General features: G+C 29.7%; 9 protein-coding genes. All 9 read right to left on the bottom strand.

Annotated features, from left to right (window positions below; genetic code table 11):
* Window positions 1-246 precede the first annotated feature (246 nt).
* Window positions 247-906, bottom strand: a complete 660-nt coding sequence (phoU, locus tag KQI30_RS12755) for a phosphate signaling complex protein PhoU (protein WP_216463727.1) — start codon at window positions 904-906, stop codon at window positions 247-249.
* 16 nt (window positions 907-922) lie between these two features.
* On the bottom strand, window positions 923-1,687 hold the full coding sequence (gene pstB, locus KQI30_RS12750; RefSeq protein WP_216463726.1) for a phosphate ABC transporter ATP-binding protein PstB: 765 nt from the start codon (window positions 1,685-1,687) through the stop codon (window positions 923-925).
* A gap of 12 nt (window positions 1,688-1,699) precedes the next feature.
* Entirely contained in the window at window positions 1,700-2,572 is an 873-nt protein-coding gene (gene pstA, locus KQI30_RS12745; RefSeq protein ID WP_216463725.1) for a phosphate ABC transporter permease PstA, read from the bottom strand.
* Window positions 2,572-3,468 (bottom strand): phosphate ABC transporter permease subunit PstC, encoded by an 897-nt coding sequence (pstC, locus tag KQI30_RS12740; protein ID WP_216463724.1) that lies wholly within the window; start codon window positions 3,466-3,468, stop codon window positions 2,572-2,574. The genes pstA and pstC overlap by 1 nt, the downstream gene beginning before the upstream one ends.
* Before the next feature lie 91 nt (window positions 3,469-3,559).
* Window positions 3,560-4,438, bottom strand: coding sequence for a phosphate ABC transporter substrate-binding protein (locus tag KQI30_RS12735; RefSeq protein ID WP_216463723.1), 879 nt, complete (start codon window positions 4,436-4,438; stop codon window positions 3,560-3,562).
* 112 nt (window positions 4,439-4,550) lie between these two features.
* Window positions 4,551-6,251, bottom strand: a complete 1,701-nt coding sequence (gene pnpS, locus KQI30_RS12730) for a two-component system histidine kinase PnpS (protein WP_216463722.1) — start codon at window positions 6,249-6,251, stop codon at window positions 4,551-4,553.
* A gap of 3 nt (window positions 6,252-6,254) precedes the next feature.
* The gene (locus KQI30_RS12725; RefSeq protein ID WP_216463721.1) at window positions 6,255-6,953 is read right to left on the bottom strand and encodes a response regulator; all 699 of its coding nucleotides are present in this window, start codon (window positions 6,951-6,953) and stop codon (window positions 6,255-6,257) included.
* Between the two features lie 11 nt (window positions 6,954-6,964).
* Window positions 6,965-7,654: a peptidoglycan editing factor PgeF gene (gene pgeF / locus KQI30_RS12720; RefSeq protein WP_216463720.1), complete on the bottom strand. Its 690-nt coding sequence runs from the start codon at window positions 7,652-7,654 to the stop codon at window positions 6,965-6,967.
* Window positions 7,655-7,745: 91 nt separating this feature from the next.
* A complete protein-coding gene (gene nrdR / locus KQI30_RS12715) occupies window positions 7,746-8,201 on the bottom strand; it encodes a transcriptional regulator NrdR (protein WP_216463719.1) in 456 nt (151 codons plus the stop codon).
* Window positions 8,202-8,216: the final 15 nt, after the last annotated feature.

Here is an 8,216-nt window from a genome sequence, read left to right as displayed (position 1 = left end):
TATTATTCATTTGAATAACCTCCTTGGTATTTTTGTTTTGCAATTATCATTTTACCTAGGGAGGTTATTTTTTTCAATTCTTATAAAGTCTCAAAACAGGAATGCTGTGCACTGATATATCCCTGTGCCCTGACACTCTATTTTGATGAAAAAACTGCCGCACTATGATCTGACTCCTTTGTGCGACAGCCCCTTCAACAACTGTGCACTGAAAATTGTGCACTGCCCCTAACCTTGCTCTCCAAATCATTCATTTAAGTCTTCCACTTTACCTGTTATAAGATAAATAGTAGATTCACAAATATTAGTACATCTATCTCCTAAACGCTCTAAGTATTTACATACAAATAAAAACTGTGAATGATCATTTATGAAAGCTGTATCCTTATTACCCATAGCAGCGAAAATATCCCTAAATACTTTTTTATAAATATCGTCTACTTGGTTATCTTTATTAGCTATCTCATAACACTTATCTAAATCTTTATCTATATATGCATCTAATGAGCCTTTTATCATCTCAATTACTATAGATGTCATATTAACAAGATCACTCATACTCTCAACATCTTTATCTATTGTAATCCTCTTAGTTATCTTTGCAATATCTACAGCATGATCTCCCATTCTTTCTAAATCTGTAGCTATTTTAATACCTGAAAATACATCTCTCAAATCACTTGCTAATGGATGTTCCATTGCAATTAAACTTATACACATATTTTCTATATCTTTTTGCATATTATCAATTTTATCATCTTCTTTTATAACTTCCTTAGCTAACTGAACATCTCTTTTTTCTAGAGATTCTATTGCTGTTCTAAGTTGTTTCTCTACTTTGCTCCCCATGCTTAATAATGCATTATGCATATTGTGTAAACTTTTATCAAATGCTTTTCTTGTCATATTATCACTCCCTATTTTAACCGAATCTACCAGTTATATAATCCTCTGTTCTCTTATCTCTAGGGTTTCTAAATAACTCTTCTGTATCACCATACTCAATAACTTCCCCATTTAAGAAGAAAGCAGTTTTATCTGCAATTCTACCTGCTTGTTGCATATTATGTGTAACTATGACTACAGTGTATTTTTCTTTTATATTCTCCATAAGCTCTTCAACTTTTGAAGTTGATATAGGATCTAATGCTGATGTAGGTTCATCCATTAATATAACCTCTGGTTCAACAGCTAATGTTCTTGCTATACAAAGTCTTTGTTGTTGTCCACCTGAAAGTCCTTGTGCGGATTTTTTAAGTCTATCTTTTACTTCATCCCAAAGTGCTGCTCCCTTTAAACTTCTTTCTACAATCTCATCTAACTGAGTTTTATTTTTTATTCCATGAATTTTAGGCCCATAGGCAATGTTATCATAAATAGACATAGGAAACGGATTTGCTTTTTGAAACACCATTCCTACCCTTTTCCTAAGTTCTATTACATCATAATCATCACCATATATATTTTTATCTTCAAAAATTACTTCTCCATCTATTTTAACTATATCAATAAGATCATTCATTCTATTTAGTGTTCTAAGAAATGTAGATTTACCACATCCAGAAGGTCCTATAAGTGCTGTAACTTTGTTTGCTTCTATATCCATATTTATATTCTTTAAAGCATGATTTTGTCCATAATATAAATTTAAATTTTTACTTTTTATTATATAATTCTTCTCACTCATAACTTATCTCCCTTACTTACTTCCTGCATACCTTAAATGTATAATTTTACTTAACACTCTCGCTAATATATTAAAAATCAATACCATTACAACTAAAACTGCTGCTGATTGAGCTGCTATTTGCATTGAATTATTAGCCGTACCTTCAGCATTTAACTTCCATATATGAACAGATAGTGTTTCTGCTGGTCTAAAAATATTAAATGGATTAGCTTTTGATGTTATGCTTGCGGAAAGATTTATTCTTGATGCATTAGTTCCTGCTGTATAAATAAGAGCTGCTGCTTCTCCAAAAATTCTTCCTGCTGCCAAAATGATACCAGTTAATATTTGCGGAAATGCTGTTGGTAATATTAATCTAACCATTGTTTGCCATCTAGTAGCCCCAAGTCCTAAAGATGCTTCTTTGATATTAGCTGATGCATCCCTTATAGCATTTTCTGCTACTCTTGTTACTGAAGGCAAATTTAAAATTGTAAGTGTTATTGCCCCTGCAAATAAAGTAAAACTCCACTTTGTATAAACAACAAAAATAAGATATCCAAATAATCCAACAACTATAGAAGGTAATGAAGCCATAGATTCTATACACAATCTAACAAAATCCATAAACTTACCTGGTTTAGCATATTCAGCTAAGTATATTCCAGCACCTACACCAAGAATTATAGTTATTGTTAAAGATAAAATTAAAAGATAAAAAGAATTGAAAAGCTGTATTCCTACTACATCTTCACCTGTAGTACTAAATAAAAATTTAGGATTTAAAAATCCAAAACCTTTTATAAGTATTTCGGCTAAAAGAAAAACCAATAAGGCAACTACTGCAAAAGATATTCCATATAAAATTGAAGTCCAAATTTTATCAACAGTTTTTGAATTCATTATTTCATTTCACCTCTTTTTCCTATAGCTCTAACAATTAATATAAATATAAATGATATTATTAATAATAATGCTGCTAAAGACCATATTGCATCATTCCAAGCTGTTCCTGATACAGTATTAGTCATATCCATTGTTAAAACACCTGTTAATGTGCTTGTAGGCTCTAGTAATGTTTTTGCAAATTTTATTGCATTACCTACTACCATTGATACTGCTAATGCTTCACCAAAAGCACGAGCCATACCTAAAACTACTCCTGTTAGTATTCCACTTTTTGCTGCCGGTACGATAACTTTATATATTGTTTGCCATCTTGTAGCTCCAAGTCCATAAGACGCTTCAATATAATCTTTTGAAACAACTTTAATAGAGTCATAAGCAATAGAAGTTATTGTTGGTAATATCATAATTGACAAAATTATGATTGCAGTTAATAGTGATGATCCTGTACCGCCTAACGTATTTCTAATAAACGGAACAAATACTGTAACACCTATAAGGCCGTAAACTACTGATGGAATTCCAACAAAGAGTTCTATAGCCGGTTGTAATACTTTCTTACCTAATTTAGGTGAAATAATATTCATAAATATAGCCAATGCTACAGCTACTGGTGCAGAAATTACTACAGATCCAATAGAAACTAATGTTGATCCAACTAAAAATATTAAAGCACCATATTTGGGATCAGTCTCTGATTCTGGTGACCAATTTGGTGATAATAAAAACTCTCCTAAAGATACACCATTTTTCGTAAATGTAACCATACCTTTAGAAATTATAAATCCCATTATCACAATGGTCATAAGAACAATTAAAACACCACAGAATATAGCATATCCTTTTCCTAAGTATTCTGTTTTTAATTTGTACAACATATTTTTTCTTTTCATAGTCAACTTCTCCTATGATATATTTTTATAACAAATACTAGGCATAAGTTTTATATCACTCAAGCCTAGCCATTTATTTAAAAGTTACATATTATTTTAAGCTACTCATTGGTATATATCCTTCAGCTTCTACAACTGACTTATTTTCACCTGACATTAAATAATCTATAAATGCCTTTGTAACTCCAGTTGGTTCACCTTTTGTAATCATATACTCATAAGACCAGAATGGATAAGATCCATTTGCTATATTTTCTGCATTAGCTTCTACATCATTAATTTTTAAAACATTTAAATCTTTTCCGTCACCAACATATGATAATGCTAAGTAAGAAATTGCTCCTGGAGTTGATTGAACTTTTGAACTAACAGCTCCTGATGATTCTTCTGTTTGGAAATCTTTCTTTTCTTCTGCATCACCTAAAATTGTTTTCTTAAATGTTGCTCTTGTTCCTGAAGATGTTGGTCTAGCTATTACAGTAATTGCTTCATCATCTCCACCAACGTCTTTCCAGTTAGTAACTTTTCCTGTAAATATATCTACAATTTGTTCTACTGTTAATGAATTTACTTTTACATCTTTGTTTGCAACCATAGCAAATCCAATTCCACAAACCTTTGTTTCAACTAATTCTTTTAATGCTGATTCATCTGTAACCTTATCTGCTGCTGGTACGTCTGAATTTCCTATTTGGAAAGTTCCTTCTTGTACTCCTGAAATTCCTTTTCCTGAACCTCCACCTTGTACATCTACCATTGCATCGGGATGTTTTGCTTCAAATCCTTCCTTTGTTTTCTTAACTAATGGCTCTAATGCTGTTGATCCACCAGCAATTATTGAACCTGATACTGCGGAATCTTTTTTGTTATTATCAGCACTTTTATCTGCTCCTCCTCCACATCCTACAAATAATCCTAACAAAGTAACTGTTAAAGCTGATACAACTATTTTTAATAAAGTTTTCTTCATAAAACTTACCTCCATTTTCACATCGCTGTATTATTTCCCTTTGACAGCTATTATTGTAAGTTACTAAAGTTAAGAAAATATTATACAAATGTTAAATAAATTTAACATTGCATTATTTTGTGTAAAATTCAGTTGTGAACGTTGTTCCTTCATGAATTTTACTTTCTACTGCTATTGTTCCTCCTAGGTTAATCACAATATACTTAACAATTGCAAGACCTAGTCCTGTTCCACCTTTCTCCCTAGATCTAGCTTTATCTACTCTATAAAATCTTTCAAATAGTCTTGGAATATGTTCTTCTGCTATACCAATACCATTATCCTTAACCTTTATAATAACCTTATCTTCTATAACACTAGTTATTATTTTTACATAGCCATTATCCTCTGTATACTTTATAGCATTTTCTACTAAGTTTATTAACATTTGTTTAAACTTATTAGAATCACCATCTATAATTGGATTACCTACTAATTCTTTAGTAATACATATATCTTTCTTTTCTGCCAAAGGTTTTAACATTGTATAAACTGATTCTATTATATTATTTACATCAACATCTTCATTATTCATTTCCTTTGCTTGCTCTAAATCAGAAAGAGTTAATATATCATTTATTAAAGTTGTAAGTCTATCTGCTTCTCCATTTATAATGTCTAAAAATCTATCCTTTGTTTTCTCATCTTCTACAATTCTCAATGTCTCTGCAAATCCCTTGATAGATGTTAGTGGTGTTTTAAGTTCATGAGATACATTAGCAACAAATTGTGATCTCATATTTTCTAATCTTTTTATATCAGTTATATCCTGAAGTACGGCAACTTTTCCTATTGCCTCATATCCATTAATAATCTCTGTTGTCTTAACTCTAAATTCTCTTTCTTTTGGATAATATACTCGTATCTCTTGTACCTCTGTTGTATTGTCTTTAAACACCGCATATAAATCAGCATCTCTAATTGCAGTGATTATATTTTCTCCAATTATATCTTGCTTGATACCAAATATCTTTTCACAGTAAGGATTAATCATTATAATTTTTTCTTCTTTATCTATAGCTATAACCCCACTATCCATTGACTTTAAAATAGCTTCTAACTTCGTTTGTTTCTCGTTTAATTCTTGTAATAATTTGTTTAATTGATCGGACATATAATTAAAAGTAGTGGCTAGTTGACCAATTTCATCATTCGAATATACCTTTACTTTTCTTTCAAAATCACCTTTTGCTACTCTAGATGTAGTAGCTTCTAAATCTTTTATTGGAACTATAAATATATTAGAGAGTTTCATAGATATGACCACTGATATCAGTGATATAATTACGAAAGTATATGCATAATATTTTATGAAAACATTATTTATTGCCTTTAAACTTACATCCTTTACAGCTAATCTTACTACTATTCCATTATTAATAAGTTTTGCTACATAAACTGTTTGTTCTTTATCACTTGCTGATATTCTTACGCTTTTAGATTCTCCATTTTTTCTTGCATTAATTATTTCAGGTCTTTCATTATGATTTTCTAATTCTTCTATGTCGTTTTTTGAATCATATAAAACACTACCATCCCTCGCCACAATCGTTAACCTTTGCTCTTCATCTTTCATTACAGAATCAAAGATATTCTTAAAGTCCTTCTCTTCATTTTCTTCTGCTATCTTGCACAGTAATCTATTAATATTTTTCAAATTCTTCTCTTCATTTTTTTGTATCACATAATTTGATCCAATATATAATATGCATGATAAAAATCCTGTAGTTATCATTAAAATACTTATAAAATATATACTCAATTTCTTTTTCATCTTTTATTCCCCATCTCTATTAAACCTATATCCTATTCCTCTAATAGTTTCAATAAATTTAGGATTCTTATCGTCATCTTCTATCTTCTTTCTAAGATATCTTATATGTACATCAATAGTTCTAGTCTCACCAATAAATTCATATCCCCATATCTTATCTAAAAGTAAATCTCTTGTTAAAACTCTTCCACTATTTTTTATTAAAATTTGTAATAACTCAAACTCCTTAAGTGTTAGATCCACTTTCTCCCCATTTTTTATAACTTCATGCTTATTAAAATCTATAGATACATTACCAAAACTATAGGTATCGCTAACAGATTCCACCTTAGTTCTTCTTAGCACTGCCTTTACTCTAGCCATTAATTCTCTCACTGAAAAAGGTTTAGTAACATAATCATCTGCACCTAATTCTAAGCCTAATATTCTATCTAACTCTTCCCCTTTGGCTGTTATCATAATAATAGGAATAGTAGCAATCTCTATATCCTTTCTTATTTCCTTACATACATCATTTCCGTTAAGACCAGGTAACATTATATCTAAAAGAATTAAATCTGGCTTTTCATTTTTCGCTAGCTCTAAAGCTTCCAAACCATTGGAAGCTGTTATCGTTCTATATCCATTAGCCTCTAAATTAAATTTTATTAGTTCAACAATATGTTCCTCATCATCTACAATAAGTATTTTTTCATTACTCATAATTATCCCCCTTACCTTGCAACAATAGCTGAAAAAATTCTCCCACTATTTTCTTTTTCTTTTCTATATGAATGAAATTTAACATTTTCACTACAATAAGTACACATAGATAAATCTTTTATATTTTTTATATTTAGATTTTCTAATTGTATTTTTATTATTGTTGTAAGATCTAAATTTCTACCATCATTAATAGTTTTATCTTTAAGATATTCTAGATTCTTAAACTTATCTATTAATTCTTCTGAAACTTCATAACAACATCTTTTTATATGAGGACCTATAACTGCATTAAGTTCCATTTCTCCATAAGCATTTTTGATTTCTTTTATTGTCTTTTCTATAATATTTTCAAAAGTTCCTCTCCAACCACTATGAACAGCTGCTATAACCTTCTTATCTTTAGAATAAATAAGTATAGGAACACAATCAGCAGTAAAAACACCTATAGCTATATTTTTATCATTACAAATAAGTGCATCACCTTCTTTAACTTCTCCATTCCAATTGTTAACTATAGTAGAATGAATCTGTTTTGAATACCCTATTTCATGTACGCCTAAAGATCCTTTCAAAAAATCCATATTATTTTGAAAATTGTCACCATTAATATTAAAATCATTATCTATTGTTGATATTACTATCTCTATATTATCGTCATTATAAGTTAAAAATCTTTTACCATCTATAGTAGTTAACATTACTATCATCCACCTTTTCAATATAACATATTTTTAATATTCAAAATCTATATTTAACTTTTATTTAACAAAAGAAAATAGCCCCCAAGGACTATTTTTTCTTCATTAAACTTTCTATCTCTTCCATAAAAGTATTAATATCTTTAAATTGTCTATATACTGATGCAAATCTAACATATGCGACTTCATCAATATCTTTTAGCCTATCCATTATCATTTCACCAATCTCATGAGACTTTACCTCTGTAGCCATTGAATTTGATAATTGTTTTTCAATATCTTCTGATATTTTTTCTATTTGACTTCTAGAAACCGGCCTCTTCTGAGCTGCTATAAGTATTCCGTTAATTATTTTATTTTTATCAAAATATTCTCTAGTAGAATTTTTCTTTACTACTAATAAAGGTATGTCTTCTACCTTTTCATATGTAGTGTATCTCTTATTGCATTTTGCACATTCTCTTCTTCTTCTAATTGCATTACTTTCTTCTGTAGATCTTGAGTCAATAACTTTGCTTTCTAAATATCCACAAAAAGGACATTTCATACTCCTCACTCCCTT

The sequence above is a fragment of the Clostridium bornimense genome (assembly GCF_018917145.1).
Taxonomy (GTDB): domain Bacteria; phylum Bacillota; class Clostridia; order Clostridiales; family Clostridiaceae; genus Clostridium_AN; species Clostridium_AN bornimense_A.
Note: the sequence above shows the minus strand (reverse complement) of the source record. Positions and strands in the feature narration are given on the sequence as shown.